Raw genomic sequence first — 1233 nt, 5'->3', positions numbered from 1 at the left:
AGCTGAAATATATGTAAATGTATCTATTGTAGATGGCTTTAGAATATTATAATTTCACTTATATAGATGTTTGATTTTTATATGAATAAGATAAGATTTGCTCTGAAAAGTTTAAGATATAATAGGATTAGTTGTAGGCTACGCCTTTTACACCATCAACCCAGGTCCAACCTTGATAAGAATCTGAGTTAAGGATCCAAGTCATTAAACCTCCGTATTGACTATAATTGCCAAGACCGCCATTTGTTATATCTTTAGATATATCTACAGGATCATACAAGCCAGCACCAGAACATTTAGCATCTGCTAAACAAGATCCTTGTTGATACTCTGAATCTGATACTGAAGGATCTCTAAAGTCAGGTACGCCAAGAATTATCTTAGTACCTTCAGGAACATAGAATGAATCAGCAGTTAAACCAGTCATATCAGCACGAGTTTCAGGACTTAATAGGTCAAAAGTCATACTTAAGAAGCCAACATCAAAACCTTTTAATCCACCAAAATTAGCACCACCATACTGATTATATGTTTGGATAAATACAGCATTAAACTTAGCTTCATTCATAAAGTCTTGAGTATACATTGCTTCAGCAAATTTAGCACTTCCACTCGCCCATTGACCTGTTCCATACCATCCATTGACTTGAGGTGCTGCAGCTAAATACATATCTTTATCTGTGATAGATTTGAATTCTGTCCTAGCAGCATCAAGATATTTGATAAAGTTTGTTGCTTCTGAAGTAGAAGCGTTTGGATGTTCTACGTCGACATCAAGACCATCATAACCATTATCTGCTAAGAATTTACCCATTGCTTGACCAGTTGTGGTAGCATTATCTCCACTCATATCAGGATCAAAATAATTTTCTGCACCACCTATTGATAATAAGGCAATACCTCCATTATTATGAATGATATTCAGTTGAGCAGGTATTCTTGATTTCATTTCATCAGTCCATTTTGGTAGAGTTACCGTACCATCAGAATCTTGACCAGCAAAAGCATATACAATTACATTATATCCATGAGTCATAGCCGCCTGAATCATTTCATTAGTAGTTTCAGGTTGACTATACCATTCCGCATCATAACCTCTAACATAGCCTACGACAGCTCTATCTGGCCAATTTGTATCAGAAGAGTTCTCTGCTATAGTTACACTAATACTCTGAGTATCTTGATTTGTAGTAAAAGAAGAAGGAGATGTAGATATTTTGTATCCAGTAAGAG

General features: G+C 35.4%; 1 protein-coding gene. It reads right to left on the bottom strand.

What is annotated here, in order from left to right:
- Positions 1–127: 127 nt before the first annotated feature.
- Positions 128–1233: glycoside hydrolase family 18 protein (locus tag ACKTR7_RS09900; RefSeq protein WP_407878142.1), on the bottom strand; the 1106-nt coding region annotated here is incomplete at its 5' end.

The sequence above is a fragment of the Francisella sciaenopsi genome, from assembly GCF_045862875.1.
Lineage (GTDB): Bacteria > Pseudomonadota > Gammaproteobacteria > Francisellales > Francisellaceae > Francisella > Francisella sciaenopsi.
The sequence above is the reverse complement of the archived record's forward strand: the minus strand, read 5'-3'. Positions and strand labels throughout refer to the sequence as shown.